The organism is Desmonostoc muscorum LEGE 12446, assembly GCF_015207005.2.
In the GTDB taxonomy this organism is placed as follows: domain Bacteria; phylum Cyanobacteriota; class Cyanobacteriia; order Cyanobacteriales; family Nostocaceae; genus Nostoc; species Nostoc muscorum.
On record NZ_JADEXS020000002.1, the window covers coordinates 379,791 to 405,341 of the forward strand.

At 41.0% G+C, this 25,551-nt stretch carries 29 protein-coding genes and 5 pseudogenes; 18 read left to right on the forward strand and 16 right to left on the reverse strand.

What is annotated here, in order from left to right; all coding sequences use genetic code 11:
• Window positions 1-161 precede the first annotated feature (161 nt).
• The 8 genes and pseudogenes from IQ276_RS37960 (at window position 162) to IQ276_RS37990 (ending at window position 4,188) form a co-directional block, all read left to right on the forward strand.
• Window positions 162-401, forward strand: coding sequence for a hypothetical protein (locus IQ276_RS37960; protein WP_193917202.1), 240 nt, complete (start codon window positions 162-164; stop codon window positions 399-401).
• Between the two features lie 167 nt (window positions 402-568).
• A pseudogene (locus IQ276_RS37965) lies at window positions 569-928 on the forward strand (hypothetical protein); the annotation flags it as partial.
• Window positions 929-1,158: 230 nt separating this feature from the next.
• Window positions 1,159-1,467, forward strand: a pseudogene (locus IQ276_RS37970) (IS1634 family transposase); the annotation flags it as partial.
• A gap of 315 nt (window positions 1,468-1,782) precedes the next feature.
• Window positions 1,783-1,992 (forward strand): hypothetical protein, encoded by a 210-nt coding sequence (locus IQ276_RS37975; RefSeq protein WP_193925767.1) that lies wholly within the window; start codon window positions 1,783-1,785, stop codon window positions 1,990-1,992.
• 51 nt (window positions 1,993-2,043) lie between these two features.
• Window positions 2,044-2,226, forward strand: coding sequence for a TetR/AcrR family transcriptional regulator (locus IQ276_RS37980; RefSeq protein WP_193925769.1), 183 nt, complete (start codon window positions 2,044-2,046; stop codon window positions 2,224-2,226).
• Between the two features lie 363 nt (window positions 2,227-2,589).
• Window positions 2,590-2,724 carry a hypothetical protein gene (locus tag IQ276_RS40550; RefSeq protein WP_255264452.1) on the forward strand — a complete coding sequence of 45 codons (135 nt, stop codon included), beginning with the start codon at window positions 2,590-2,592 and terminating at the stop codon, window positions 2,722-2,724.
• 73 nt (window positions 2,725-2,797) lie between these two features.
• Window positions 2,798-3,010: a TetR/AcrR family transcriptional regulator gene (locus IQ276_RS41185; RefSeq protein ID WP_373690642.1), complete on the forward strand. Its 213-nt coding sequence runs from the start codon at window positions 2,798-2,800 to the stop codon at window positions 3,008-3,010.
• The gene (locus tag IQ276_RS37990) at window positions 3,007-4,188 is read left to right on the forward strand and encodes an Acg family FMN-binding oxidoreductase (protein ID WP_193916756.1); all 1,182 of its coding nucleotides are present in this window, start codon (window positions 3,007-3,009) and stop codon (window positions 4,186-4,188) included. Before IQ276_RS41185 ends, IQ276_RS37990 begins: the two co-directional genes overlap by 4 nt.
• Before the next feature lie 411 nt (window positions 4,189-4,599).
• Here the strand turns inward: IQ276_RS37990 and IQ276_RS38000 are convergent, their stop codons facing one another.
• The 4 genes from IQ276_RS38000 to IQ276_RS41335 form a co-directional block, all read right to left on the reverse strand.
• Window positions 4,600-5,430 (reverse strand): transposase, encoded by an 831-nt coding sequence (locus IQ276_RS38000; RefSeq protein ID WP_235116471.1) that lies wholly within the window; start codon window positions 5,428-5,430, stop codon window positions 4,600-4,602.
• Window positions 5,431-5,769: 339 nt separating this feature from the next.
• Entirely contained in the window at window positions 5,770-6,171 is a 402-nt protein-coding gene (locus IQ276_RS38005; RefSeq protein ID WP_193925513.1) for a hypothetical protein, read from the reverse strand.
• 71 nt (window positions 6,172-6,242) lie between these two features.
• Complete coding sequence (locus IQ276_RS41330) at window positions 6,243-7,058, reverse strand: IS4 family transposase (RefSeq protein WP_235116472.1); 816 nt, start codon at window positions 7,056-7,058, stop codon at window positions 6,243-6,245.
• Between the two features lie 110 nt (window positions 7,059-7,168).
• Complete coding sequence (locus tag IQ276_RS41335; protein WP_235116473.1) at window positions 7,169-7,672, reverse strand: IS4/Tn5 family transposase DNA-binding protein; 504 nt, start codon at window positions 7,670-7,672, stop codon at window positions 7,169-7,171.
• 119 nt (window positions 7,673-7,791) lie between these two features.
• Here IQ276_RS41335 and IQ276_RS38020 point away from each other — a divergent pair.
• A pseudogene (locus IQ276_RS38020) lies at window positions 7,792-8,136 on the forward strand (ISAzo13-like element transposase-related protein); the annotation flags it as partial.
• Window positions 8,137-8,302: 166 nt separating this feature from the next.
• On the opposite strand, the gene glgP reads toward IQ276_RS38020, so the two are convergent.
• The gene (glgP, locus tag IQ276_RS38025; protein WP_228043573.1) at window positions 8,303-9,274 is read right to left on the reverse strand and encodes an alpha-glucan family phosphorylase; all 972 of its coding nucleotides are present in this window, start codon (window positions 9,272-9,274) and stop codon (window positions 8,303-8,305) included.
• Between the two features lie 254 nt (window positions 9,275-9,528).
• Here glgP and IQ276_RS38030 point away from each other — a divergent pair, with 254 nt between their 5' ends.
• Window positions 9,529-11,004 carry an NF041680 family putative transposase gene (locus tag IQ276_RS38030; protein ID WP_228043575.1) on the forward strand — a complete coding sequence of 492 codons (1,476 nt, stop codon included), beginning with the start codon at window positions 9,529-9,531 and terminating at the stop codon, window positions 11,002-11,004.
• A 136-nt stretch (window positions 11,005-11,140) separates the two neighbouring features.
• Here the strand turns inward: IQ276_RS38030 and IQ276_RS38035 are convergent, their stop codons facing one another.
• From IQ276_RS38035 to IQ276_RS38075, 9 genes and pseudogenes are all read right to left on the reverse strand, one after another.
• Window positions 11,141-12,133, reverse strand: a complete 993-nt coding sequence (locus IQ276_RS38035; RefSeq protein ID WP_193915331.1) for a DNA cytosine methyltransferase — start codon at window positions 12,131-12,133, stop codon at window positions 11,141-11,143.
• Window positions 12,130-12,528, reverse strand: a complete 399-nt coding sequence (locus IQ276_RS38040; protein WP_228042954.1) for a helix-turn-helix domain-containing protein — start codon at window positions 12,526-12,528, stop codon at window positions 12,130-12,132. The genes IQ276_RS38035 and IQ276_RS38040 overlap by 4 nt, the downstream gene beginning before the upstream one ends.
• Before the next feature lie 105 nt (window positions 12,529-12,633).
• A pseudogene (locus IQ276_RS38045) lies at window positions 12,634-13,065 on the reverse strand (hypothetical protein); the annotation flags it as partial.
• A gap of 101 nt (window positions 13,066-13,166) precedes the next feature.
• The gene (locus IQ276_RS38050) at window positions 13,167-13,556 is read right to left on the reverse strand and encodes a hypothetical protein (RefSeq protein ID WP_228042955.1); all 390 of its coding nucleotides are present in this window, start codon (window positions 13,554-13,556) and stop codon (window positions 13,167-13,169) included.
• A gap of 25 nt (window positions 13,557-13,581) precedes the next feature.
• Complete coding sequence (locus tag IQ276_RS38055) at window positions 13,582-13,782, reverse strand: hypothetical protein (RefSeq protein ID WP_193915333.1); 201 nt, start codon at window positions 13,780-13,782, stop codon at window positions 13,582-13,584.
• A complete protein-coding gene (locus IQ276_RS38060) occupies window positions 13,775-14,101 on the reverse strand; it encodes a hypothetical protein (protein WP_193915335.1) in 327 nt (108 codons plus the stop codon). Before IQ276_RS38060 ends, IQ276_RS38055 begins: the two co-directional genes overlap by 8 nt.
• A gap of 122 nt (window positions 14,102-14,223) precedes the next feature.
• On the reverse strand, window positions 14,224-14,364 hold the full coding sequence (locus IQ276_RS38065) for a hypothetical protein (RefSeq protein WP_235116474.1): 141 nt from the start codon (window positions 14,362-14,364) through the stop codon (window positions 14,224-14,226).
• A gap of 30 nt (window positions 14,365-14,394) precedes the next feature.
• Window positions 14,395-15,018, reverse strand: a complete 624-nt coding sequence (locus tag IQ276_RS38070) for a hypothetical protein (protein ID WP_228042956.1) — start codon at window positions 15,016-15,018, stop codon at window positions 14,395-14,397.
• Between the two features lie 96 nt (window positions 15,019-15,114).
• The gene (locus IQ276_RS38075) at window positions 15,115-15,447 is read right to left on the reverse strand and encodes a helix-turn-helix domain-containing protein (RefSeq protein WP_193915337.1); all 333 of its coding nucleotides are present in this window, start codon (window positions 15,445-15,447) and stop codon (window positions 15,115-15,117) included.
• Window positions 15,448-16,071: 624 nt separating this feature from the next.
• Between IQ276_RS38075 and IQ276_RS38080 the strand changes: the two genes are divergently transcribed.
• From IQ276_RS38080 to IQ276_RS38105, 6 genes and pseudogenes are all read left to right on the forward strand, one after another.
• Window positions 16,072-17,157, forward strand: a complete 1,086-nt coding sequence (locus tag IQ276_RS38080; protein WP_193915339.1) for a hypothetical protein — start codon at window positions 16,072-16,074, stop codon at window positions 17,155-17,157.
• A gap of 85 nt (window positions 17,158-17,242) precedes the next feature.
• Window positions 17,243-19,102 (forward strand): hypothetical protein, encoded by a 1,860-nt coding sequence (locus IQ276_RS38085; RefSeq protein WP_228042957.1) that lies wholly within the window; start codon window positions 17,243-17,245, stop codon window positions 19,100-19,102.
• 115 nt (window positions 19,103-19,217) lie between these two features.
• Window positions 19,218-19,598: a hypothetical protein gene (locus tag IQ276_RS38090; RefSeq protein WP_193915341.1), complete on the forward strand. Its 381-nt coding sequence runs from the start codon at window positions 19,218-19,220 to the stop codon at window positions 19,596-19,598.
• Window positions 19,599-19,753: 155 nt separating this feature from the next.
• The gene (locus tag IQ276_RS38095) at window positions 19,754-19,999 is read left to right on the forward strand and encodes a hypothetical protein (RefSeq protein WP_189525323.1); all 246 of its coding nucleotides are present in this window, start codon (window positions 19,754-19,756) and stop codon (window positions 19,997-19,999) included.
• Between the two features lie 116 nt (window positions 20,000-20,115).
• Entirely contained in the window at window positions 20,116-20,586 is a 471-nt protein-coding gene (locus IQ276_RS38100) for a hypothetical protein (protein ID WP_069073586.1), read from the forward strand.
• An 85-nt stretch (window positions 20,587-20,671) separates the two neighbouring features.
• Window positions 20,672-20,998, forward strand: a pseudogene (locus IQ276_RS38105) (DUF5674 family protein).
• A 28-nt stretch (window positions 20,999-21,026) separates the two neighbouring features.
• Here IQ276_RS38105 and IQ276_RS38110 read toward each other — a convergent pair.
• Together IQ276_RS38110 and IQ276_RS38115 are read right to left on the reverse strand one after the other, a co-directional pair.
• Window positions 21,027-21,428 (reverse strand): hypothetical protein, encoded by a 402-nt coding sequence (locus IQ276_RS38110; RefSeq protein ID WP_193925513.1) that lies wholly within the window; start codon window positions 21,426-21,428, stop codon window positions 21,027-21,029.
• Window positions 21,429-21,499: 71 nt separating this feature from the next.
• Window positions 21,500-22,930, reverse strand: coding sequence for an IS4 family transposase (locus IQ276_RS38115; protein ID WP_193925515.1), 1,431 nt, complete (start codon window positions 22,928-22,930; stop codon window positions 21,500-21,502).
• Window positions 22,931-23,108: 178 nt separating this feature from the next.
• Between IQ276_RS38115 and IQ276_RS38120 the strand changes: the two genes are divergently transcribed.
• Both IQ276_RS38120 and IQ276_RS40850 read left to right on the forward strand, forming a co-directional pair.
• The gene (locus IQ276_RS38120; protein ID WP_193920702.1) at window positions 23,109-23,465 is read left to right on the forward strand and encodes a hypothetical protein; all 357 of its coding nucleotides are present in this window, start codon (window positions 23,109-23,111) and stop codon (window positions 23,463-23,465) included.
• Window positions 23,466-23,875: 410 nt separating this feature from the next.
• Window positions 23,876-25,513, forward strand: a complete 1,638-nt coding sequence (locus IQ276_RS40850) for a PAS domain-containing sensor histidine kinase (RefSeq protein ID WP_193920700.1) — start codon at window positions 23,876-23,878, stop codon at window positions 25,511-25,513.
• Window positions 25,514-25,551 lie beyond the last annotated feature (38 nt).

Here is a 25,551-nt window from a genome sequence, read left to right on the forward strand (position 1 = left end):
AGAAGTTGCTTAAGCCTTGTCTACAGCTAATAATGCTGTCTACCTATCGACCAATAACAAGAAATGACAACTACAATCGTTCACCCTAATATCGAAAACTTACAGCAGTTTTCTGAGGAGTTCGACATTGAGAAATTATTGCAATCTAAAGGAATTCTGCCGTGGCTCTATTAAGCTCATCAAAAGTTTACCAAATAAACGGTACGCTTTCCCGATATTTGGGTGATGAAGGTACTATACAACATCCACAGTATTTATTTGTACCTCTGCCAAATCAAAGGAAAAAAGCCAGCTTCCGACTAAATCGAAACAAACTCATGACTCGCTGTTATGAGGTCGAAGGTATGGTTTATGAAAAACCTGCGGTACAGGATAATTCACAGCAACTTCAACTATTTTGAGTTATGTCGATACATAAACCACCAGTCATTAAAAGACATATTCGGCTACAAAATAGCTCTGCAAAAGTAATCTACAGAGCTAGTACAGACATTCACAAGTTGAGAAATACTCGCAAAGAAAGCTTCGCTTAATCGAGAGTGAAAAATAATGATTGAGGTGAATAATCATGGTACAAGCAATCGACAACACTATCGTTGCAAATTTCCTAACTGATGCAGTAGTCGAACGCCACAATTTCTCACAGTTAAATAAAACCCGCATTCGCTTTCGTATTCAACTAAAGAAAAGTACAAAGTCTGCCGCACCTAAATGGGCAGACGTGCTAAAAGCTGAAGTTTCTGAAATTGAATCAGACCTTGTAAAAGTTACTAATTCCGAAGTCGGTCTGCGAGGTATTAAGGTCTTCAAAAAGCTAGATGAAGCTGCTGCTCAATTAAGGCAAGAGATTGCTTCGGTTCAAGAGTGGATGTCTGCTGATACTGGTGATTGGGTCTGCCCGATTGATTTGGCTCCACTCGTTTGGAATCACTCCCGGTTCGCCCATTTTTTTATGAGTTAGGGAAAATAAGCAGTTAAAAGTATACCTAACGACATATTCCCGAAAGGACAGAGTAGGTATATGTTCGGGTTTATGCATACAGAACCTATAATTACTCCCGGTTCGCCCATTTTTTTATGAGTTAGGGAAAATAAGCAGTTAAAAGTATACCTAACGACATATTCCCGAAAGGACAGAGTAGGTATATGTTCGGGTTTATGCATACAGAACCTATAATTACAAACGAACGAGTAGATGATATACCTGTACTGCTGACACAATTAGAGCGTATGGGTGTAAAGCAGCTCATTAATAAGCATTTTCCTACACATGGAAATTGGGAAGGTGAGAGCCTAGGGAGCGTGGCAATAATTTGGTTAACTCACATACTTTCACAAGCCGATCATCGTTTAAACCATGTCCAAGGATGGGTAGCGAAAAGGTTAGAAACATTAAAAATATTTGTTGGGGAAAAGTTAGGAGAATTAGACCTTACAGACGACCGGACTCTGTTGGCGAATTGCGATCGCTATCCTCAAACCCTTGAGATGTCGTAGCCCCTCATCCCAGAAATTGCGATCTACATGAATTCGCCAACAAAGTCAAATTATCCGCTAACTTCCCTTTTTGTCCAAAGTCCAATTACTGAAGCGAGGGATGTCTGCCACTATAGAAGATTGGCTTATGGCTGCCGATACCGACTGCATACCGTAGTTTACTTAAAAACCCAAAATTTAAGTCAATCGTAATACCTGCTAAAAGTTCAAAATAACCCGTAGTTTATGAATACAACATATCTACAACCGTAACACCTGCTAAAAGTTCAAAATAACCCGTGGTTTATGAGTACAACATATCTACAACATAACAAAACGAGTTCTTGGCAATTACCTTTCACTAAAACTTCCGATTCAACTGTCATTGTGGCAGCTATTGCTGTGAAAGGGAATAACTGGGGACTCAAATGTTGGCAGTGGTTGACGTTGCCATCCCTAAAACACCGATTCAGTAATAGCCATCCAAAAGACGACTTCTATGAACTTGACAATTAGAGTATTTGCTTTAAAATCTAGAGTAAATACTCTAAATAAACATTTGCAGCCATGAACACTAGGGATACCAAATCCCGAATTATTGAGACAGCCATTGAGTTGTTTAACCAACACGGCACACAGACTATCTCTACCAATCATATTGCCGATTCGATGGGAATTAGTCCCGAAAACCTCTACTACCACTTTAAAAACAAGCAGGAAATTATTCGCATCATCTTAGAAACTGTTTGAAAAGTCAGAGAAATGGTAAAAAGCTCTCTGGGTATATGGTGTGAATAGATAGTAGACAGCACCCACAGAGCAAGATGAGTAAAGCATACCCCAGCAATCTGACCCTCCCCCAATATGAATTTCTGAGTGACATGATTCCAGAACCAAAACCTCTGGTGAGCAAGTATTTCGTTTGACAACTATCTGGGTGGATGGCGGCTTTAATGGCCAGATGTTCAAGGGGCGATGGAATGAGTGCTGTTGGATTGTCCAGGTGGTGCTGCGGCCTGAGCAAACCAAGGGCTTTCTGCTACTTAAAAAACGTTGAGTGGTAGAGCGCACTTACGGGAAAGCTGATGGGGTGTCGGCGATTAGTCCGAGATTATGAGTTATTACCGGAAACTGGTCGAAACTGGTGTGTTGCGATCGCCAAGCGATCCAACAACGCTCAATACTGCTCGGTTAAGCATTTTTAACTCGGCATTGGATTTGGGGAAAAGGTTAAAGGGTAAAGGTTAAAGGTTTTTTCTTTCCCCCTTTCCCCTTCCCCTTTTCCCCTTAACCGACAAGTATTGCAACAACGCTAACCTCAATTACCAAAATTATTTGGTTAATCAGCGATTACTGGCTTTCCTTCCTTGACCTTGAGGAAGACGCAATCAATCCGAAAAACGTTCAAGAAGCAGTTAACTTGATTATCGAGGTCATGCGCCCTTACTTGAGTGATGCTACGCTAGCTGAGTTTTTCCCTGCTACGACACCTTCTACTCCAACAATAAGTTCAGCAAAGGAGACAGTTTTGTGAAGAAAAGAACTTTCCTTAAACTCATGTCTGCCAGTACTGTAACAGTTTTGGTCTCTGGTACTGTTTGGCGGGCATACGATCAAGGGGTTTTCAGCACAGGTATTGGACCTGCGTATGAACCCTGGCAAACTTGGCGCACTGATGAGCCGTCCGGAGCGTTGGCACTGGTTCGAGCCGCGATTTTAGCAGCAAGTCCTCACAACACTCAACCCTGGTTATTCCAGGTTACGGAATCGCAAGTGAAATTGTATGCAGATACTCAACGTCACTTGGGGTCAATGGACCCCTATTTGCGGGAAATGTATATCGGTCTAGGTTGTGCTATTGAAAATATGATTTTGACTGCTCAAGCCAAGGGATACAAGTATCAGCTAACGCTTGCACCAGGCATATTAACAGGTCTACTTCCAAATCCGAAACCTCTACTTGTTGCCACACTTAAACTGTCATCCGGCCAAGTTTTTACAACAGATTTGTATAACGCTATCCCAGATCGTCACACCAACCGTGCAACCTACGACTTCAAACGTTTAGTCGAACCAAAAACGTTGAAAATATTGCAAGCACTTGCCAAGGACGATCCTGATTTGAAAGTGTTTCTGTTTACAAAAGAGCCAGAGCGCCAAACCTTTGCTGAAGGAACCCTACAAGCAACAGAGGCAATCGTTGCTGATTCTAACATGATCCATGATAGTGACAAATGGTTTCGCTCTAATTGGCAGGAACTTCAAAAACATCGAAGCGGTGTTCATATTGATGCATCTGGTATACCCGCAACGGTACGAGCAGTTGCCAAAATTTCTCCACCTATTTCACAACAGACAGCCCACCAAGCTTGGGTGAACGCGACAAAAACTACACTAGCCAGCACTCCTGTTTTCGGTCTAATTGCGGTACGTGATTTGTACGACCAGCCTCAATCCTTACGAGCAGGACAACTCTGGCAGCGAATGCACCTTTTGGTAACTCAGCAGGAGTTAGCAGCGCAACCAATTAATCAACTGCCAGAAATGGTTGACCGAGAACGACAATTAGGCAAAGCTCCGCGCACTGCAAACTTTTTAGCAAAACTGATTGGTGATTCTATTTGGAAGCCAACTTTTGCTTTCCGCCTTGGCTATTCCACTCTGCAAGGATTAGCTAGTGCTCGTCGCTCTGTTGAAGATGTAGTTGTTTAAGTTCCAACGCGAACAATTTGTTTAATCCCAACTTGTACTAATGTACAGCCGTCTGTCCCTCAACTCTATCAGCGCTTGACCCGCCTCCAAAAATGCTCTCTCCACACGGTGTTCTAAATGCAGGCGTAAGCTTTGTTCTTCCTGGGTCAACTCTGTTATTTCAATAGCAGTAACCGTAATCGTTGCTGAGGCTGGGTTGTGTTGGCTAGAAGTATTTTCGGGAGCAGAATCGGTTGCTGGCTTTGGTTCACCAGATGCCCCAGGGTTGAAGAAGGCAGAAGGCAGAGGGCAGAGGGCAGTCCCAATGAAAAAATTTCATCACCATGAATGAAAATGTGATGTGAGACGGATCTATATAGATACTCATCGAAGGAACATTTTCAAGTCAGAAGGATCAAGTCAGAAGGGGATTCAAGCCCCTCCTGACTTGGAGCCACTGAACAAGAGTTCAGTGGGGGTCTTAAACCCTTGTTCCCAAGGCGTCACGGGCAGAGGACAGGAACCAGAATTCCCTTCTGCCTTCTGCCTCCTGCCCTCTGCCTTTCCCGATAAAAGCGGCATTTCTTCACCGACAAAAGCCAACCACATTGGTTTGTTGACTCGTAGTGAGCCATCCTGTTGTAGCCTTTCCACCAGTATAATTGACATCGGATGGTGTGGAGAAAGACGAAAATGCTTTTTTGTCCACAGGCGTATCCTTACCCTACCCAGTTTGGTATCTTCTTGTTCAATGGTTTGTTCTGGGTCAGCCCAGGTACTGTCATCGTTGAGCTTAAATTTGTCACCGTGTACTCTTGGTTTCCCCCGTCCCGAATATTGTGGTGGTTCTCCCCATAAACATAGGTTGGAACGCAACCGCATCAGTTTATCTGCCTTAATTTCGGCCGTTTTGATGACAAAGGGCGCACATCCATACTCGATATCCCATAGTGTGATTGGTCGTGATGGTAAGTCTTTACACACCTGTTTTAACTGCCATACAGCTTTGTCTATGGGATTTTCCCAACTGGTTATTCGTTCATGTCTGAGTGGTAACGCCCAACTGCCTTCGGTTTCTGGTATCCAAGCTATTGTACTGTATCCGTATCCCACAGTTATAGGACGACCACCTCTTCCACCAGTCGTATAATGCTCGTAGGTTCTTTCTTTTAAAGTACCCGCATCTGGCCTTGACCATGCCGTATGGTCGCCTGCCAAGATGATACGTCCTTGCTTGGGAATTTTTTTACTGTATAATTGCACAGCAATTCTCATTTTGAAAAAAAATCAGAGAAAATTCTGTTATTTAAATAGAGAACTTGTGTCGAAGCATCATTTTTTGACAAATAATTATCATCCAACGTTGGAGATAGACAAGTTTTAAGAAATTTGTCCATGAAAAAACGATTTCAACTGATAAATTCAGATGAAATTTTCAACAACTTTTTAGTTTTTTTAATAAATATTTTTCTTTTCATCCTTTAATATGTTGACATTTATCAACTAGAATTTACTCTTTTTAATGGGTCATGTTCTGTGCTGACTTTTCACGGGATGTGGAAAAGAAAGAGTAGTTCGCGATAATCTATCGCGAACCACTTGTTATTCTTTATTATATTTGGAAGTTTCTTCGACTAAATCTTTTAAACCCTGTTTGAGAGTCTCAATTGAACGATCTAAAGCTTCAATTTTAGTCCTTGCAGTAATTTGTTCAATGGCATCTATGTAGGCTTGACTACCAGCCTTACCTAAATGCTTGTACTTGGATAGCTTGCCATCATTTCGAGTCGTAAATATTGGTGTTGTAGCATGTAGTTTATAGTACCAATAAAATTCTTTACGCCCCTTTGCTAGGTAACGAGCGATTCTACAACTAGGTGGCGCAACAGGCGTTGAGTCGTGTATGGCAGCTACTTCAAGTTCCAGACGCTCCTTCATCGAGATCACAAAATCTATACGCTTGTGTAAATCCTCTTGGGCTATGGTTTTTCGGTCTTTCGACATCAAATTAACTCCTAGATTCGCGACTTGTTGTCGCGAACCATATTCCTCCTAACAAAGGCGAGTAACTAAAATCAATATATTGATTTTAGATTTTCATGTAGCAACCAACCTTGGCATAAAGTTTCTAATTCCAACCAGCCTCGCCACAAAACTTGTATCCCAATAGGGCTATTCTTCCTATGTTCTAAGTATCCGCCGAGACGTGCAATTGCTCTAATTGCCCAGTCAACTGTAAGCTGTATCTGCTTTTTTTGTTTGGGTGGAGTACTAGCAAGTAGCACGTCCATTTGTATTTTTGTTAACACCAATTCTGCTGAACTGTGCGGGGAATTCCGGTGTAGATAAGTCATTCGCAGTAATTGTGCCGCAATCACTGTTAAAAAACCTAACATTGTTGACATACTCTCCCCTGCCAAGCGGTAACTTTCCGCTTTACAGCCAGATTTTAGTATTTTGTGATATTCTTCTATCCGCCAGCGATACGTATACCATCGAAGAATTTGAGATGCTTCTGTCTGTGTTGTTATTAACTCGCTTGTCAGTAGCATCCACGTAATTGGCTCACATCCATCTGGCACATTAATTTCTGTTGCAAAGAGCGCGTAAACGTTAAAATTGCCTGACTTTTTTAACCGAGAAGGAGGATTTATTGATACTGGACAATACCTGATCTCCAAGGTGGCAGTTCTTTCTTTTCGCTTTTTAGTTTCAGGTAATTCAATCTCTTTTATAAACTGCACTTTCTGGGATGTTACATACTCCCATAGATAAGAGTTTTCTCCTTCTAAACAACGATTGTGAGCGGCTCTGACAACTACACCTGTATTTTTATTTTTACGTTGAAGTGCGAATACTTCTGCAATATCTCCTTCATTTGTCAAAGACATGAATTACTCTTGAGAGTAGTCCCCCATCAGGCATTTCTAAACCTTTAAATAATTTGTTTACTTTCTGAAAAACTTCAACCCATCGATAAGATTCTTTCTCTTTAAAAGCTCTATTCTTGGCGATTAAACGTTCTTTTTTTAATCGCTTTTTTTGCCGTAGATGTTTCCTCTGGTGGTGGAGATGCTTTGTGCTGTCGATGCCACAATTTCTCCCATAATAGTCCTAGTGGCTGACCAAAGTCTGGGTCTAGTGCTAAAGAACTATGTAAAATTAGTCCGTTCCCACCATTGCCCGTAGGCCCATAATCATCTCTTTTTTCTAATATTTTTTTATAATCCAGATAAGTAGTATCTCCTACCGCTAATACTATTGGTATGCCATAAATCTCTTGTGCCGTCTGTTTAAAAGATGGTTGGGTCAATTTCTCAAAAGTTGTTTTGGGGTTAGAAAAGAATTCGTAGCCACGTTTGAGGTCACTAGCGCTTTGAAATATTTCTGATAGAGGATGACCATATTTTACTTTTAAAGCCTCCGCAATTAACACTGCTCTGTCGGTCAGACGTTTGTCACCAAAATCACAATCGCGGTACGGGTTTGCTTCTAATAGTTTCATTTGCACCCCAAAATACGATACTACAAGCACCTTAATATTAGAGGACGCAAATTATCTTAAGTCCAGAGGATTGGTTCGCGACCAGCTATCGCGAACCAATCCCCTTTTCCACATCCCGTGAAAAGTCAGAATCTAACCAACTTAATATACGTTTAGCCTACTATCCACCCTACCACAGCAAATATAATCCAATTGAGCGAGTATGGGGTATATTAGAAAATTCTTGGAATGGCAGTATTTTGGACGAAGTTGAAACAGCTTTAAACTTTGCTAAAAATATGACCTGGAAAGGTAAACATCCTGTGGTTAAATTAGTGACTCAAACCTATGAAACTGGGGTTACGCTTACCAAAGATGCTATGTCTGCTGTCGAAAAACAAATAGAGCGTCTCACTAACTCAAAACATGAAAAATTTCCCAATTTAGGCAAGTGGTTTGTTGATATTTGTTGTGCCAGCACTTAATTTTTATCACCAGTTCTAAAATGTTTTTACTATAAAATCATCAATATTAATTATGACCATGCACCTGACATTATTTACAGAGTGCAGAGTTTTCGCTCTCGTGTTTGAGGGGGTAAGTGGTGGTTGCCGACGGCAACCACCACTTACCCCCTCATAATGATTATCATTATCTTTTAGATGTCAACTTATGATTTTTTCTGAGTAATTTATTCCTTGGAAGTCCCCAACCATCGAGTATGCTGAAACTGGGAACACCGTTATGTGCTGCTTTCATACCCGATGTTCCAGAAGCTTCTAAAGGTCGCTGTGGCGTGTTGAGCCATAGATCCACGCCAGATACAATCAGCTTGGATAGCTCCATGTCGTAATTTTCCAAAAAAACTATAGGTATCTGCTTCTGTAATTGGTGGGAAATTTCAAATATCCGTCGAATTAACTCTTTGCCAGCGTAATCTTTAGGGTGCGCCTTACCAGCAAAAACAAACTGTAAAGAACCAACCTGTTTGGCAATTTCCAAAAGTTGATCGATATCTGAAAAAATTAAATCTGCCCGCTTGTAAAGAGTAGCTCTGCGAGCAAAGCCAATCGTCAGAGTCTCCGCAGATAGCGAAAAATCGGTTTTTTCCTGAATGTAAGTTAAAAGACGAATTTTAGCCGCTAAATGGGCTGACCAAATCTCCTGTTGGGGAATACTGATGGCGTGCCTTAGCATTGAGGGATCGTTACTCCAACCAGGAATATATCTCTCGTAGAGGGTTCTAAAGCTGTCACAAGTCCACGTCAATGAGTGAACACCATTTGTAATGTGGTGGATGGGATAGCCGGGGAACATTTCTTGCGAAACTTCCTCATGTCGCTTGGCAACACCGTTGACATAGTGGCTCAAGTTTAGTCCTAGCATAGTCATGTTTAGGCGATCGCGTCCCCCCAACATTTGCAGTACATCAAACGGCACTATGTGTCCCAAACTATACTGCACTAAGCCGTAGTCAAACTGGTCGTGTCCTGCTGGAACAGGGGTATGAGTAGTAAAAACGCATTGATTTCTGATGCTACTAAAATCCCATGTTTCTGTATTTATCCCGTTTCGTTCTTTTAGCAACTCTAAAAGCAGCAAACTGGCGTGTCCTTCGTTCATATGGAATCTTTCAACCCACATTCCGCACCCTAACTGTCACAAATGGGTTTTTACTGAATATTTTCTCTATAATTAGAGTAAAAAAACACTTTACTTATTCTTGGACTTTGGACAAAAAGAAGTTTATTCGCGAGTGTGACTCGCGAATAAATGAATGATTAATCTTGTTTATAGTGACGAGCAGAAAAAAGCATAGCCATCAGACCCCCAACAAATAGTAATATCAACTACAAAGTATCTTTGGGTAAATACTGATGGCTATGCCAAAATTTAATAACAATCAATTAATAGCGCAATTTCAAGATTTTAGACAAAAAATTTACAACTGTTTTTCTTCATGTAGCGACGCCTGTATGGATTTGTTGGATGCGCTTGCGGGTAATACGGGAGCCAATTCAATTGCGGAGTTATCTTTAAGTCCTTTGTTTCCCAGAAGCTATAATTCTATTTATAAAGCAATTCAAAAATCATTTAATACAAATATTCAGGAGAAGAACAATGAAGAAGAAGAACAAGAAGAACAAGAAAAACCCAATAACTTAATTAGGGTGGTATCTGAGTTAATTAAGCAACCACAACAACGCCCTTTTTACTTATTCGCTCTTGATACAACACCGCATCCGCGTCCTTACGCGAGGACTTTAGCTGAACGTGGGTATATTTACCAGCCAAATACTATCAAGGGTAACAAACCGATTAATATTGGTCATTCTTATTCGATACTTTCTATCTTACCAGAGAAAGAAACTGGGAATGCCGCCCCTTGGTCAATACCAATATCAGGAGAAAGGGTATCACTTGATAAAACTGGTGTTGATGTGGGTAGTGAACAAATTTCCTCAGTAATGTCTGATTCATCACTGCCCTGGCAGGAAAAATTGTGCGTCTTAGTAGCAGATAGCGCCTATAGTCAGCGTTCATTTCTGTTTGACCAATCCAAACACAAAAATGTGGTAGTGATAGCCAGAGTTCGTAGTAATCGAATTTTCTACCAATCTCCACCCGTTGATGAGTCAAAGAAAAAACGTGGTTGTCCAAAAAAATACGGTGAACGGTTTAATTTAGCTGATGTTGAAACTTGGCACTCTCCCGACGAGACAACACAAATTCAGCAGACAACCTGTAAGGGTCGTCTTTTAAACATCACCATACTCGCTTGGCATCAAATGTTGATGAGGGGAACCAAGCACCAAAAAATGTATTGTCATCCTTTTACTCTGCTCAGAATTCATGTGACTGATGATACTAATCAATCTCTCTGGAAACCAATGTGGTTAATTGTCATAGGTGAGCAACGTGGAGAAATCTCACCTACGGTTGCAAACCATTGCTATAGACAAAGGTTTGATATTGAACACATGCTGCGATTTAGCAAGCAGCGTTTGTTGATGACGCAGTTTCAAACTCCAGATGTTTTGCATGAGGAAAATTGGATACATTTAGTAATCCTAGCTTACGTACAGTTGTGGGCGGCAAGGGAGTTAGCAACACACTTACCCAGGCCATGGGAGCGTTATTTAGAACAAAACAATGATAAAATTGCCACTCCAAGTGTAGTGCAACGCGATTTTCAGAGAATTATTTCAGAGATTGGTACACCCGCTCGTTCTCCCAAAACCAGAGGAAATTCCATCGGTCGAGTTCAAGGTCAAGTTCAAACACAACGAACTAAGCATCCTGTTGTCAAGAAGAAGTCAAAATCAACACTCGCTAAAGTCAAAGCCGCATAAATTTTCTTAGGCTTTAGGCGTTTAACTCAGTCTGACTCAGTTTGTAAAATAACTGGGGTAATTTCTGATGACTAGTTTTTTGTTCGCGAGTGTGACTCGCGAACAAACTTCTTTTTGTCCAAAGTCCAAAACTCAATCATGCGTTTTTCTGTTGTTGGGATAAAATTCTTTTGAGTCGTTCAAAAATTAGTGCAGCGCATTGCGGGACAATGGCATTGCCCAGAGCGATCAACTGTTGTTTGTGTTGTCTTCTGATGGCTTGGTATTCGCAAGAGAGTTGGCGATATTCTTGTTGGCAATAGAGCGTAAGCGCTGCAATTTCTCTACGACTGAGCCGACTGAAGCTGGGGACTGTGGCAGCAGTAAGGCAATCTGTAAGTCCTGCGTGGGTAAGGAGACATCTGTCCAACCTTGCGGAAAACCCATCATCGCCTCTACTAGATGTACGTTGAGCGATCGCTCTGGCTCCGTATTCAACTGAGTTGTGACTTTGTGATGATCTGTGGAAGTTGCAATGATTACCGCCGCCGACAAATGCAGCGTTTGTCCGCTCTTTCTCGTACTGGTTCCAGGATGTATGCCGTCTTGAGCTTTGGGAGTTGGTAGCAATAATCCAAACTCGTTCTCGTTTGTGGATGGCCCCCACTTGGCTTGCCGAAAGCACTCCCCACTGCACATCAAACCCCATCTTGGCAAACTGCCATAGTACGGTGCGGAAAAATTGACCGCCTTCAGCAGTGAGCAATCCGGGTACGTTTTCCACAATTGCCCATCTTGGTCGAACTTGGCGAAGGATTCTAAAGAACTCACTGAACAGATTGCGTTCATCCTGCGATGCAAGACGTTTTCCGGCGAGGCTAAAGGGAGGGCAGGGGAGTCCGGCGATAATACCGTCAACTTCTCCAACTCCGACTCTTGCCAAAGACTCAACTGTAATGTCATGGATATCAGGAATAATTGGAATATGTGGGAAGCGCAGATTTAAAACTTGTTGGCAGTAATGATTAATCTCACAAAAAGCCACAGTTTCAAAACCGCCGCTAATCAAATGACCGAGGGTGAAGCCGCCAATACCAGAACAAAGGTCAAGGACTTTTTGAGTTTTAAAGGGAGTGATTTGTTCTGTCATACTTTCCTGCCTAACAAGTAATTAATTGCTTCTGGATCAAGAGAGGTGATACGTTTTTTAATTGATTGAGGTGGGTTATCAAAAAACTGCTTAAGATGCCATCTCCGAATTTGGTAATGTCTGGCAGAACGTTTTGTAGCTTTGAGCCATCCTCTTTTTACCCACCTTGTGACAGTTGAGAAATTCAATTGAAGAACTTGAGCAATTTCTTTACAAGAATAGTTATCAAGAGTGGGACGGGCTGAATAACCTAAGCTATTTAACTTCAGATAAATTGCAACTGGTGTGCGATAGAATCCTCGTCTTTTTAGGCTTGAGGCTATTTGCTTGATTGTATAGACTTCAGCTTTCGCCTCAATAATTTCTAGTTCTTCATCACTCCATTTGATATTCATGATCTCACCTCTGATATTGATGTAGAGATAGAATGTGTGTCAGTCTGTCCTTGTACAATTTGAGCGCTGATTGATTCAAAGTCCACCTGATAAATATTCAAATCAATCAGCATTTTTGTTCCATTCTCTTTCAATTCTGCTTTTAGTTGCAGCATCGTAAAGATTACAGAAAACTGTATTCTCGTCGCCAGCATTCGCAACGATAATCAGTGGTTTGGAAAAATCCTGGACTAATGATGCAGCTAAAAGGAAGCTTTTGGCGAAATTGGTTTCAATGCCAGTTCTCACTATATAAAGTTCATCAGCGCTGACAACAATATCAAGTTTAAGGTTGTCCTTGCCTTTGAACTCTTTAGTCGTTAGGCGCAGTTCAGACAAGTACCCAGTTAATGCCCTTTGGGAAACTGGAATTTTCTTATCTTGGTTGATATTGAACTTGTACCAAACGTAAGATTCTCCGTCTACTTCTCCCTGATTTACATAGAGATAAATCGGTTCGGGAGGGTTGCATAAACCTAGTTTGATTTCAGTAATCATGTTGACTGTAACCTGTGCAATAATTAGTGGTTTGTAACGGAACAGGAGAGTGCTTTACGAATGCTTGAAGAAAAGGTGATATTCAAGCAATCGCTTCTTTACTAAACAGAAGATTCTTGATTCCGCTCTAGCTCCCATTCCAGATAGGTGAGCGCAGTTTGAGCATCGGCAATGTTTAAATCAGGTTGATATCCCTCGTTCAGGAGTTGTTTATAGTCTGGGTGCGTAGCAATAAGGGATATCAGGTTTTGAGCTTGTTCAACTAATTGCTGGAGGCTGGAGTTAGACATTTCAATGCCCAGTCGTGAACATAAATCTTCTGCTTTCACTCCTGTTATTCCTGGCTCAATCTCCGTTTCCAATTCTTCAAGTAGAGATTGAAAATCTGGGTGTTCATCATTGATTTCAACCTCAAATAAATCTGTGCTCTGTGTAACGACTGTTGCCCAATCTGGTAAAGTTTGTGCGATTGTCTTAGCGTAAAGTTTCATAATTTTCTCCTCTGGGATTAATAACCTAAAAATCCTCGGCAATCTCCAACAAAAAGCCGCGTCCCGTATTCTGTATTTGCACCAGTTCTTTATCCAGCAGAGTTTGAATGACTGAATCGGAGAATTGGAATTGCAAACGATGCAATGGAACACAACCGCCACAAAGCCGAATCGAACGCAGCAAATGATTGGCTCTACGGTCAAAACTGTTTGTAGAATTAGCCATTGTTTGCACCCTTAGTTAATACGGTTAACTGTCGGTTGAGAATGCTTATCTGTTGTTGATAAAAGTCAATCTCTGCGGTAATTTGCTGGAATAATTCTTCTGGCGTGAGCGGTTGGATTTGATCCTCTTTCAAGTACGATATTTCATCAGAATTCTTGTTAGGCATCAGAGCATAACGCCAACCATCATCAAATTGTTCAGCCAATTCTGTACCAGATGGGTAGTAGTAAAGTCCTAGAATTGTGCCTTGTTCTGTACGCTGTTCCAAGGCAAAGCGGGGGTAGCCCCAGTGTTGGGGGATGGAGATTGTGGGTTGCATTGATTTAATGGGGATTGGTGAATAAATAATTAGGGAAAGGGGGAAAGGGCAAAGGGGAAGGGAATGAAGAAATTTACCTTTCCCCCTTTCCCTTTAACCTTTTCCCAGGCGAAGCCCAAAACTTACGCTGTAACTAACTCCGTTCTCTCCAGCAGCCGTTGCAATTTATTGCCAGTTAGCTGTTCTAAGGGTTGGTCTAAAATATATTCATCAAAAATGGATTTATCATCAGTAGCCACGTCCACCATTGATAATGAGCGCACTGCATCATAGACCGAGTTAGAATACTGCTGCTAACCTGAATAACGCCTCTTCACCCACCAGTCACCGTCAGTGCATCCGACTTGCCCCAGTTTCACGCCGTTGTTGTTGTAAATGCCATCATCGAGAATTTCAAACCCGTAATTCTGGCACTCGTTGAAGATATGCGCCATGATTTGGTTTTCGGTCGTGGGGGGTGTTGCTTCTTTTTCCTGCACAGGTAATGAAGCATCTTTGTAGTGAGTGCAGATGAAGCGATCGCAACGCATTAGAGTGTTGGCACGAAATATTTCTTTCTCGTTGACCATTACTACCCAGGGTTGCGTTAAGTGGTTGTCGTCATGGCTGATGCTGGCTACCAGTTTGTCATCAGCATAATATTCGTGATGGTCAAACGAGATTTCGACTATTGTGAGGGGTTCAGGAGCTACGGCTTGGGCTTGGTCAGCGATGTAGTTGTCGAGTTCAGCTTGAGCGAGGGCTTGGTTGTCAACTTTCTGAAGCTGGGTGGATTGGTGGGTGATGATTGCGTTTACCCAGGTGTCAGTCGCTCTTTTGTCGTCGGTGGGTGTAACACCGAGTTCGCCAGCGATTCTTTTGAGGCGGGGGAGGTTATAGCGGCAAAGGGCTTGCTGTGTGTAGGTTGGATGGGTCATAATAAGATTTCCTGTAAAAGGGTCAAAGGGCGATCGCACAAGTTTTCCAGGCTGAAGCGGTTGTCCTTTGTTTTATCTCTTATTATTTTACATATTTTATGGAAATTGGTCAACAGCTACGGACGAGATTTTTTGTAACAATGGGTAACTAAGGGTTTGTGCTACAACAGGATAAAATTGCCTAAGCTCGATCCCTAAAATTTGACAATACTTCAAGATAAGAGACAAAGAAACAGAGCGATCACCTTTACCCTTCCATTTTTCTATTTTATGAATTAACTGCTGAGAACAAGGTTCTCCAAGCCTTGTGATTGCTTGTGCTACTTCTTCTCTAGAAAGTTTTTTGTCTTCTCTTTGCTGAAATAAAAACTCACCATATTCCTGATCCCAGTCAATCCGGGATACCAAATCCAAAGGTATTCCTTGCATTACGATTTCTCTCACTGATACTCCTATATTTACACGATATGTGGAAATAGTGGTATACTTCTTCTATGAAGTATGTAAAACCTAAGCAGTATTAGCGTAGAGCCTAAATCGTGAAAGCGATCGCTCTAATTTTGTGTTGTCGTTTAGGAAGTAAGTTGAGAGTTCTTACTCTGAAGGGGTTCTAAAAAATGACAGACCCACAAGTAATACTTTCCAGCAATCAATGGTGCAACGAATGCCCACGCTGGGCTGCACCAAGCCATACATAAACTGCGACACGGTTCAATTAACGAAGTGAAGCAACCGTTGGCACGTAAAAATGCTGTACTGGCAATGGTTATAGCTCCACAAGTACTACAAGTACACCTCGGGGTTATCAAAGCGGTATGAGCTTACTTGCCGCTTTCGTTGTCATGGACATTTTATACACAGGAATGTAGAGACAATGCCAAAGCCGACAAAGCAACAAGGATGGCTACCGCAGATGCAAATATATATCTAAATAAGTTAAGGAAAAACCCCAACCTCAGTAAAAGGTTTGGGGAATTCATATCAATTTAATCACACCCCCATCATGGCACAACTCGATATTTGCTCAAGTACTGTTCAGTTAGGGGTGAAATAATGGCTAAACCACCCTCTAAGCGCAAAAAAGCTACCTCTGCTGCATCCAGTGACGATACGCTACCAGATAACCTTACCCAAGAAGAAAACCCAGCTACAGCAACAATTACGGTTAGTGCTGTTGAAGTTCCAGAATTAACCGAGCAGGAACAGCGCGATCGCCTTCACTTAGAGCGCCGTGTGGAACGGGCGTTTTTTGAGGCAGGCAAGGCATTGGCTCAGTTGCGCGATCGCAGGTTATACAGATCCACTCATCGCACATTTGAGGAGTATTGTCGTGATAGATTTGGATACACCCATCGCCGAGTCAATTATCTAATAGCTGGTTCTGTAATATTTGACAACATAGTAACGGGAACAAATTGTTCCCAAAATGAGGGAGTGGATGAAACGGGAACAAATTGTTCCCAAAACGAGGAAGTGGATAAAACGGGAACAAATTGTTCCCAAAATGGGGAAGTGGATGAAACGGGAACAAATTGTTCCCAAAATGGGGAAGTGGATGAAACGGGAACAAATTGTTCCCAAAACGAGGAAGTAGACAAAACTCGACCTAACCTCTCACGAATCCTGCCGACTAACGAAGGACAAGTGCGCCCTCTGGCAAAGCTAGAACCCCAGCAGCAGGTTAAAGTTTGGCAACGGGCAGTACAGGAGGCTGACGGTAAAGTTCCCAGTGCCAGGATCGTTGCTGATGTGGTGCAGAAAATTATGGAACGTACCAGAATACCCAACACCTACCAAATTGGCGAGGTATGCCAAATCTTAGCCAGAGATAATCCAGAACTCAGGGGCAAGGGTGGCTGCTGGGGCATAGTTAACCATGTGGGCGAATTCAGCTGTACTGTCAAAACCTGGGATAGCGAGTACACGGTTGGGTTGCAACATCTGAAGTCCTTCAACTACCTGCCTGCGGAGCGTGAGCAGATGCGGGTGATTTGCGATCGCATCAGTCGAGTGTATTCGAGTGGGCTGGAGGAATCGGTGCAGAGGTTTTTGGAGTCGTTGGGGAAGGTGAACCGTTCTTATTTGACAGCTTTGGAAGAGAAAGTGTTGAGTTTGCTGGAAGCTGAAATTGCAAATTAACGTTTGTTAAATAATGTTTGACTGTCCTCCTCGTTACTTCCGGTTGAAATAGGCTATTTATGTAATGCTAAGGGGATTTACCAAGATGCCAAAAAAGAGCCAGAGCAATTCTTTGAGTAAGATTAAACAAGAAACCTCTGTTGGTTCGCGCATCTTTGAAGCACTTACAGAAAGGGAAATTTCCCAGCTACTGGATGAATTATTTGCGATTTTATCCGACGAACAGCGAGTAACTGTGTTTGCTAAACTGCAAGGGAATACCCAGGAGACTTTAACTCAAATCATCGCTCCACCTCAAACAGTAGAACAGGTAAAAACAAGCAAAGCACAACCAATTTCTTTGGCAAAATTAGCTCAAACTTGGTCTCAATTATGGGGAGAATGGAATCAGATTATTTGGCAAGCATCACAGTCAGAGGGAAAATATATAGTCCAAGAAGCAAGCTGGGAAGAACCTTATTTTGATGACTGTACTTTTGTTGAAGATTTAGAAGCAGTTGCACAAAAGATGAAGCCATTGGTAAAAACGGCTTTTGAGAATGGCTTTAGTAATGACGATGGTTTTGCAGCCAGTTTGTTGTCAGCAGAAAGTGAAATCTCTAATGGTATACCCGACTGGATGGAAATTGCTAATGGTATTCATTTGGAAGGAGCGACAACAAGTAGCTTGTTGGAATGGGAATGGTTATTGGTGCAGTCACAAGGACAAAATGGGTTCAAATTAGCTCAAAGAATTAGGGAATTGGATGAGGAATTTTACCACACCAGTTTAGATGATGATGCTGTGATCGATTTCTTTTCCAATTTACCTGATGTTGAAAAAAAGTTAATTTTTGACGGATTGACAGCCAATCGAGAAGTTTCTCTGTGGAAGCATGACTTAGAGAATACTTTTTCTTATTGGCATATAGTTTACATGGAATTGATGCAGCAATTTGCAACCCCAGAGATATATTTGAACAATCTCCGGGCGACTATTTCCCAGGAATGGCAAAATGGTTTACCTGTAATTGAGGATTTGTTGGCTAAACAAGAATATAGAGAAAGTCTTACAGTGATTCAAGAGACTTTGGATGCGTTATTAAAAAACAAACCTGACTTGAATCCCTGGATACCGGAAAACTCGCTGCTATTTGTTGCTGTGGATGGATTTTCTTACGCTCCTGGGAATTGGGAAAAGGAAAAAACTTTACTTCGCTATTATCAGCAAGCTGTTCGAGAATTGGGAGAAATCGAACGGGTGAATGCGTTGTCAATTCAATATATTACTTTTGAATGTTGTTACGACTGGTCGAGTATGTTCAAAGCTTTTGCTGAGATACCAGTTAATAAAGAGACTCAGCAAGCCTTGTTTACATCTTGGCGTGAATCAATAATTAAACGTGGTACACCATACAGATATTCATATTTTTATACAAATCAAAAACCCCTAGATACTTGGTGGTTGCATTGGTTGCTCGATAGTATTACAACTGAGGAAAAAGGACATACTTGGTTTAGGCAACAAATTATCGAGTGGTTGGAGAATTTACCTGGAGATGAAGGACAACTGGGTGGGGAATATAGTATTTTACATTTGTTAACAAAAGATTTGACCGAGATAAAGTATCAGGGAAAATCCCCCTATCCTAAGTTTTATGAGATTGTGATTCTACCAAACCAACTATCAACACGGGATGATATTTCTAGGAGAATGTATCTCCAAGAATATGCGCCCCCTGATTTGTGGGAAAGAGTGATGGCTTATTGGCAAGCAAATTTACACAACTTTGTACCCAGACCGGACTCGTCTCAAAGCTCTGATTATACGAAAAATGCACAATGGATGTCTGCTTTGAAGGAGTTAGCACCACAGAGTTATGATAGTTTGTTGTCTCAATGGAAAGTCCAGCATAAGCGACGACCTAATTTGTGGAAAGCGATGAGAAATTTGGGATTGGATTGATGTAAAGCATTAAACTCCAGGTCTAAACTAGAAATAAGCGAATTTATGACTGCAACAAATTGAATTTTTTTTAGTCTTTTGAACAGTCGTTTGATTTTTTAAGAAGGTATCTACTATGAATCGAATTCTCAAACGCGCATTTCTACCCAGTTTCATGGCTGCCAGTTTAACTGCAATCTCCTTAGTTCCTCTTCAACCAGCAGCAGCTAACGACCGAATTTTAGGAGATGCAGCCCTTGGTGCTGGTACTTGTGTAGTAACTGGAGCTGCTAGAAGACGTGGTACTGTTTTACGCAATGCTGCTAAGTGTGCTGCGGCTGGTGCTGCCGTCAATTTGGTTGGACGTAAGAAAAAACGTAACTTAGGTAGAGATGCCGCAGTCGGTGCAGCAAGTAGCGCCGGGGTTCGCGCTATTCTTGGCGGGCGCGAAGATGTGGCTGGGGATTTATTAGATGGCGCAGCAGCAGGTGCAGCTATTAATATTTTGAGGAGATAAACTCTCAATTCGTAATCTCTAATTCCGACTTGAGAGTTTACGAATTTATCTTGCAACTTCTCTGGCAGAATTAGAGAAGTTGCTCCCACTTCACTCCCCAACTGGAAACCGCCGCATCATCAAAGCCATTGTTGTTAGACAGCAGGGATTATCTGATGTTGAATCGCAGATTTGGCACAAGGCGATCGCTCTTGCTGTGTACAAGTCTGATCGCTCCTCCCCAAGCGCAATCTTCCAGTTACCGATGCCGATTTAGCCTTTTCAGAACGGTTTTTCAACGGAACTGTTGGGGTCGCTTGAGGGCTGTGGTGGGCGGTAGTAAGGCGATCGCACTGAGCGCATTTTTAACAAAGTTCCACAACACAAGCCAATATAAAAATAAGTTTTTGAGCCAAGGCTAGTATATTTGGTCGTGTAATCGCAATTTTAATTGTTAGTGCAAGAGCTAAGTAGACTGGTTTGTTGTAAATATAGGAGTATCAACTGATTTACTATCTGAAAATTGTAATTACTTTCAATGGATTCCGACTCAATTAAAGACCTAGAAATAGCCGCTCATGTCTTGACAATTGCGAGAACGCATGGAATTTCTGTTAAAGAAGCTGTTCAGTTATATATTCAAAGGGTGAAATGGGAGAAATGGGAAGCCGAACAGCAAAAACAAAGTGATACAAGTTTATCTGACAGTTTAAAAGAAAGACTCAGCCCCCAAAAGTGGAAAGCATTGATGAGCTACGTTCGTCATCATCCTAGTAATGAACAACTGACCCAAGCCTATTATCAAGCTAAACAAGAAGGTAAATTAAAGTTAGCTAAATTATTAGTACCCAAAATTTTTTACTTAAGAAACTCTGATTTTGTTGGAAAAAAGTATTGTGAAGCAGGAGCGATAGTTGAAGCAGAAGAATATGACAATGTAATTTGTCATATTTGGTTATCACCTGTTGAGTGTGAATTTATTTTTCCAAATGAGGTGGAATTTATTTAATTGTTCAATACAGAGATTTATTTGGCGGTTCCACAAAAATAAAACTTGTAGCTAGTTACGTATTTAGAGTGTTAGGAGTGAGATTTTGGTACTCATTATCAAGCAAAGAGCAATATTAGAAGAATTTCATCAAAAGCTGCAAACTTTGGAACTATATATCAAAATAGCAGTAGACATAGAAAGAGGGATTTTAGCTGGAGGAGGAGAGAAACACGCTTTTTGTGAAGCAGCATTGCTTGAAGACGGTAGTAGACAGCGAGATATCTGGGGTGCTGACTAGACTCCTTTTAATCAATCAATCGCCTATGAATCGATTATTAACATTCGCCCAAGTCAAAATAATCGCTCAATGCTAATTCAAGACCCAGTAATTAGAGCTGACTTTTCACGGGATGTGGAAAAGAAAGAGTAGTTCGCGATAATCTATCGCGAACCACTTGTTATTCTTTATTATATTTGGAAGTTTCTTCGACTAAATCTTTTAAACCCTGTTTGAGAGTCTCAATTGAACGATCTAAAGCTTCAATTTTAGTCCTTGCAGTAATTTGTTCAATGGCATCTATGTAGGCTTGACTACCAGCCTTACCTAAATGCTTGTACTTGGATAGCTTGCCATCATTTCGAGTCGTAAATATTGGTGTTGTAGCATGTAGTTTATAGTACCAATAAAATTCTTTACGCCCCTTTGCTAGGTAACGAGCGATTCTACAACTAGGTGGCGCAACAGGCGTTGAGTCGTGTATGGCAGCTACTTCAAGTTCCAGACGCTCCTTCATCGAGATCACAAAATCTATACGCTTGTGTAAATCCTCTTGGGCTATGGTTTTTCGGTCTTTCGACATCAAATTAACTCCTAGATTCGCGACTTGTTGTCGCGAACCATATTCCTCCTAACAAAGGCGAGTAACTAAAATCAATATATTGATTTTAGATTTTCATGTAGCAACCAACCTTGGCATAAAGTTTCTAATTCCAACCAGCCTCGCCACAAAACTTGTATCCCAATAGGGCTATTCTTCCTATGTTCTAAGTATCCGCCGAGACGTGCAATTGCTCTAATTGCCCAGTCAACTGTAAGCTGTATCTGCTTTTTTTGTTTGGGTGGAGTACTAGCAAGTAGCACGTCCATTTGTATTTTTGTTAACACCAATTCTGCTGAACTGTGCGGGGAATTCCGGTGTAGATAAGTCATTCGCAGTAATTGTGCCGCAATCACTGTTAAAAAACCTAACATTGTTGACATACTCTCCCCTGCCAAGCGGTAACTTTCCGCTTTACAGCCAGATTTTAGTATTTTGTGATATTCTTCTATCCGCCAGCGATACGTATACCATCGAAGAATTTGAGATGCTTCTGTCTGTGTTGTTATTAACTCGCTTGTCAGTAGCATCCACGTAATTGGCTCACATCCATCTGGCACATTAATTTCTGTTGCAAAGAGCGCGTAAACGTTAAAATTGCCTGACTTTTTTAACCGAGAAGGAGGATTTATTGATACTGGACAATACCTGATCTCCAAGGTGGCAGTTCTTTCTTTTCGCTTTTTAGTTTCAGGTAATTCAATCTCTTTTATAAACTGCACTTTCTGGGATGTTACATACTCCCATAGATAAGAGTTTTCTCCTTCTAAACAACGATTGTGAGCGGCTCTGACAACTACACCTGTATTTTTATTTTTACGTTGAAGTGCGAATACTTCTGCAATATCTCCTTCACGGTCAAAGACATGAATTACTCTTGAGAGTAGTCCCCCATCAGGCATTTCTAAACCTTTAAATAATTTGTTTACTTTCTGAAAAACTTCAACCCATCGATAAGATTCTTTCTCTTTAAAAGCTCTATTCTTGGCGATTAAACGTTCTTTTTTTAATCGCTTTTTTTTTGCCGTAGATGTTTCCTCTGGTGGTGGAGATGCTTTGTGCTGTCGATGCCACAATTTCTCCCATAATAGTCCTAGTGGCTGACCAAAGTCTGGGTCTAGTGCTAAAGAACTATGTAAAATTAGTCCGTTCCCACCATTGCCCGTAGGCCCATAATCATCTCTTTTTTCTAATATTTTTTTATAATCCAGATAAGTAGTATCTCCTACCGCTAATACTATTGGTATGCCATAAATCTCTTGTGCCGTCTGTTTAAAAGATGGTTGGGTCAATTTCTCAAAAGTTGTTTTGGGGTTAGAAAAGAATTCGTAGCCACGTTTGAGGTCACTAGCGCTTTGAAATATTTCTGATAGAGGATGACCATATTTTACTTTTAAAGCCTCCGCAATTAACACTGCTCTGTCGGTCAGACGTTTGTCACCAAAATCACAATCGCGGTACGGGTTTGCTTCTAATAGTTTCATTTGCACCCCAAAATACGATACTACAAGCACCTTAATATTAGAGGACGCAAATTATCTTAAGTCCAGAGGATTGGTTCGCGACCAGCTATCGCGAACCAATCCCCTTTTCCACATCCCGTGAAAAGTCAGGTAATTAGAGAATGGGTTAAACAAATTGCTCAGGAGTTAATTGGTGGACATGAACCAGAAGTTAGATGAAAAACAAGCACGGTTTCAAAGTGAAAATACATCACTTCGCTTAGGACACATAGCTTCCAATTTAGCAAGGATTAGAACATTTTGTAACAGCGCTTATAAAGAAGCTGTTGAAAGTGTGACAGATGAAACTATATGTTTTATTGAATGGACGGCAGCAGAAATTGAATCTGAGTATGCCGAAGAATTGGTTAACATTCAAATACAACTAGCACGTTGGAAATTAAAATTTGATAGTCTTTGGTCTAATGAGAGCGAATGTAAAAATATGTCCGAGCAAGCTAGTACTTGGTCAGCGCGAGTATTAGATATGTCAGGGTTGCTGTCTGAATCTATCTAAAATTTTATTTAAAGACTGTTGCCTTCTTGTACATGAATACTGAAACACCCACCAATTCTCCAGATATTTACTCAATTTTGAGTCAAACTCAACGCTTGCTTTTTTAGTGATGGAGAGATTAAACCCGTTTTAGATGGTTGCTCTAATACTTCAAAGTTACTCGTGCTTATTTGAGTTCAGTTGGAAGTTTTGATAACTTAGAATATGCTTGGTGGCTGCGAAGAGAATTTGAAGAGATTGAAGCCAAAGGAATCACAATTAGAGCTATTGGAATTGGAAACCGCAATTATGGGATCAAGTTTTGTTTAGTTTAATTTTCACTCTATTTGTAATTATTCAGTAATCTTGACATTGTAACTAGTGGATATACTTAGTTATGTTGAAGACAAAATTTAGATAACAAGATTACTGTGTTTAATCTAGAAGATTTCTTCAACCTTTCAACTGACTTATTCTGTATCATCTCAAGGGATGGTTGCTACCAGCAAGTCAATCCTGCATGGGAAAAGGTATTGGGATGGAAACCAGAAAACTTAATTGGGCATTCTTGGTTAGAATTAGTACATCCAGAAGATATTGTAATCAATCAGCTACCAACTGAACCACTGCAAAATTTGCACTGGGATAACCGTTATCTTCACAAAGATGGTAGTTATCAGTGGTTGTCATGGAGTGTATCAACTGACCAACAGGGACTCATCTATGCAATAGGCAAAGACATCAACCAGCTTCAACGGCAAATAGAAGCACTCTCAACGGAACGCCAAAGCCTTTATAACCTATTGAATCAGCTACCCGCTTTCCTTTATCTGCAACCTAATGATTATGGCGTAGGATTTTATAACCAACGCTTCTTGGAGGTATTTGGAAACCCCACAGGGAAACGTTGTTATGAGGCGATCGCTGGGCTGAAGCAGCCTTGTTCAGTCTGTCCTACCTTTCGCGTCTTTGAAACTAATGCTCCGCAACTTTGGGAATGGGTTGATAGTAAAACAGGCAATGTGTATCAGATTTATGATTATCCGTTCAAAAATATGAACGGTGAACCAATGGTTGTGGAAATGGGTTTAGATATTACTGCTGTGAAAAAGGCAGAGGTAGCCTTGCGACAGCGCGAGAAGGAATTAACCGAAAAAAATCAACAACTCACTGAAGCACTAAAACAATTAAAAAAGACGCAAGCGCAACTAATTCAAACTGAGAAGATGTCTTCTTTAGGACAACTAGTGGCTGGAGTGGCTCATGAAATTAACAACCCTATTAGCTTTATCAATGGTAATGTTACTCATGCTAAAGAATATGTTCAACAATTACTAGAAATACTACAACTCTACCAACAAGAATATCCTGACCCTGCACCAGTAATTCAGTCAGCCATTGCAGCGAACGAGTTAGAATTTATTACTGAAGACCTAAAAAAATTGCTAGAATCTATGAAAACGGGAAGCGAGCGCATTCGTGATATTGTTGTATCCTTGCGGAACTTCTCTCGACTAGATGAAGCCCAAATGAAAACTGTGGATATCCACAGTGGTATTGAAAGTACACTATTGATTTTGCAAAACCGCCTCAAAGATAAATCAGACCATCCGTCAATTGAAATTATCAAAGAATACGGTCAGTTGCCTTTAGTAGAATGTTATGCGGGTCAACTTAATCAGGTGTTGATGAATATCCTCACTAATGCCATCGATGCGTTAGAAAATTTATCTGTTATTAATCAGCCACACAACCCACAAATCGTTATCCGCACTCTTGTCCTCAACTTAGATTGGATTGCGATTGAGATTGCTGACAATGGCATAGGAATGTCGCAAGAAGTTCAACAGCGCCTATTTGACCCGTTTTTTACGACCAAACCAGTAGGTAAGGGAACTGGTTTAGGAATGTCAATTAGCTATCAAATTATCACAGAAAAACATCAAGGACATTTAAACTGTATTTCATCTCCAGGAGCAGGAACTAAATTCATAATCGAGATTCCCATTCAACAAATTAAACCTGTACAAGCAAAGATACAAGAAGCTCATAATATCCCAGTTACATAAATAGTGTCTTTTTAGGGACAAAATAGCAAGGTTGTCAA

What these genes read in the sequence shown, in the direction of transcription:
- IQ276_RS38050 (WP_228042955.1), bottom strand. Translation starts at nt 13,556, where the DNA reads ATGAAACTTTACGCTAAGACAATCGCACAAACTTTACCAGATTGGGCA.
- IQ276_RS38085 (WP_228042957.1), top strand. Translation starts at nt 17,243, where the DNA reads ATGCCAAAAAAGAGCCAGAGCAATTCTTTGAGTAAGATTAAACAAGAA.
- IQ276_RS38110 (WP_193925513.1), bottom strand. Translation starts at nt 21,428, where the DNA reads ATGTCGAAAGACCGAAAAACCATAGCCCAAGAGGATTTACACAAGCGT.
- IQ276_RS41330 (WP_235116472.1), bottom strand. Translation starts at nt 7,058, where the DNA reads ATGTCTTTGACAAATGAAGGAGATATTGCAGAAGTATTCGCACTTCAA.
- IQ276_RS38035 (WP_193915331.1), bottom strand. Translation starts at nt 12,133, where the DNA reads ATGACAGAACAAATCACTCCCTTTAAAACTCAAAAAGTCCTTGACCTT.
- IQ276_RS37975 (WP_193925767.1), top strand. Translation starts at nt 1,783, where the DNA reads ATGAGTACAACATATCTACAACATAACAAAACGAGTTCTTGGCAATTA.
- IQ276_RS40550 (WP_255264452.1), top strand. Translation starts at nt 2,590, where the DNA reads ATGAGTTATTACCGGAAACTGGTCGAAACTGGTGTGTTGCGATCGCCA.
- IQ276_RS38030 (WP_228043575.1), top strand. Translation starts at nt 9,529, where the DNA reads ATGGCTATGCCAAAATTTAATAACAATCAATTAATAGCGCAATTTCAA.
- IQ276_RS38005 (WP_193925513.1), bottom strand. Translation starts at nt 6,171, where the DNA reads ATGTCGAAAGACCGAAAAACCATAGCCCAAGAGGATTTACACAAGCGT.
- IQ276_RS38090 (WP_193915341.1), top strand. Translation starts at nt 19,218, where the DNA reads ATGAATCGAATTCTCAAACGCGCATTTCTACCCAGTTTCATGGCTGCC.
- IQ276_RS37980 (WP_193925769.1), top strand. Translation starts at nt 2,044, where the DNA reads ATGAACACTAGGGATACCAAATCCCGAATTATTGAGACAGCCATTGAG.
- IQ276_RS38100 (WP_069073586.1), top strand. Translation starts at nt 20,116, where the DNA reads ATGGATTCCGACTCAATTAAAGACCTAGAAATAGCCGCTCATGTCTTG.
- IQ276_RS38040 (WP_228042954.1), bottom strand. Translation starts at nt 12,528, where the DNA reads ATGAATATCAAATGGAGTGATGAAGAACTAGAAATTATTGAGGCGAAA.
- IQ276_RS38060 (WP_193915335.1), bottom strand. Translation starts at nt 14,101, where the DNA reads ATGCAACCCACAATCTCCATCCCCCAACACTGGGGCTACCCCCGCTTT.
- IQ276_RS38055 (WP_193915333.1), bottom strand. Translation starts at nt 13,782, where the DNA reads ATGGCTAATTCTACAAACAGTTTTGACCGTAGAGCCAATCATTTGCTG.
- IQ276_RS38075 (WP_193915337.1), bottom strand. Translation starts at nt 15,447, where the DNA reads ATGCAAGGAATACCTTTGGATTTGGTATCCCGGATTGACTGGGATCAG.
- IQ276_RS38070 (WP_228042956.1), bottom strand. Translation starts at nt 15,018, where the DNA reads ATGACCCATCCAACCTACACACAGCAAGCCCTTTGCCGCTATAACCTC.
- IQ276_RS38095 (WP_189525323.1), top strand. Translation starts at nt 19,754, where the DNA reads ATGTTGAATCGCAGATTTGGCACAAGGCGATCGCTCTTGCTGTGTACA.
- IQ276_RS41335 (WP_235116473.1), bottom strand. Translation starts at nt 7,672, where the DNA reads ATGAAACTATTAGAAGCAAACCCGTACCGCGATTGTGATTTTGGTGAC.
- IQ276_RS38115 (WP_193925515.1), bottom strand. Translation starts at nt 22,930, where the DNA reads ATGAAACTATTAGAAGCAAACCCGTACCGCGATTGTGATTTTGGTGAC.
- glgP (WP_228043573.1), bottom strand. Translation starts at nt 9,274, where the DNA reads ATGAACGAAGGACACGCCAGTTTGCTGCTTTTAGAGTTGCTAAAAGAA.
- IQ276_RS38120 (WP_193920702.1), top strand. Translation starts at nt 23,109, where the DNA reads ATGAACCAGAAGTTAGATGAAAAACAAGCACGGTTTCAAAGTGAAAAT.
- IQ276_RS38080 (WP_193915339.1), top strand. Translation starts at nt 16,072, where the DNA reads ATGGCTAAACCACCCTCTAAGCGCAAAAAAGCTACCTCTGCTGCATCC.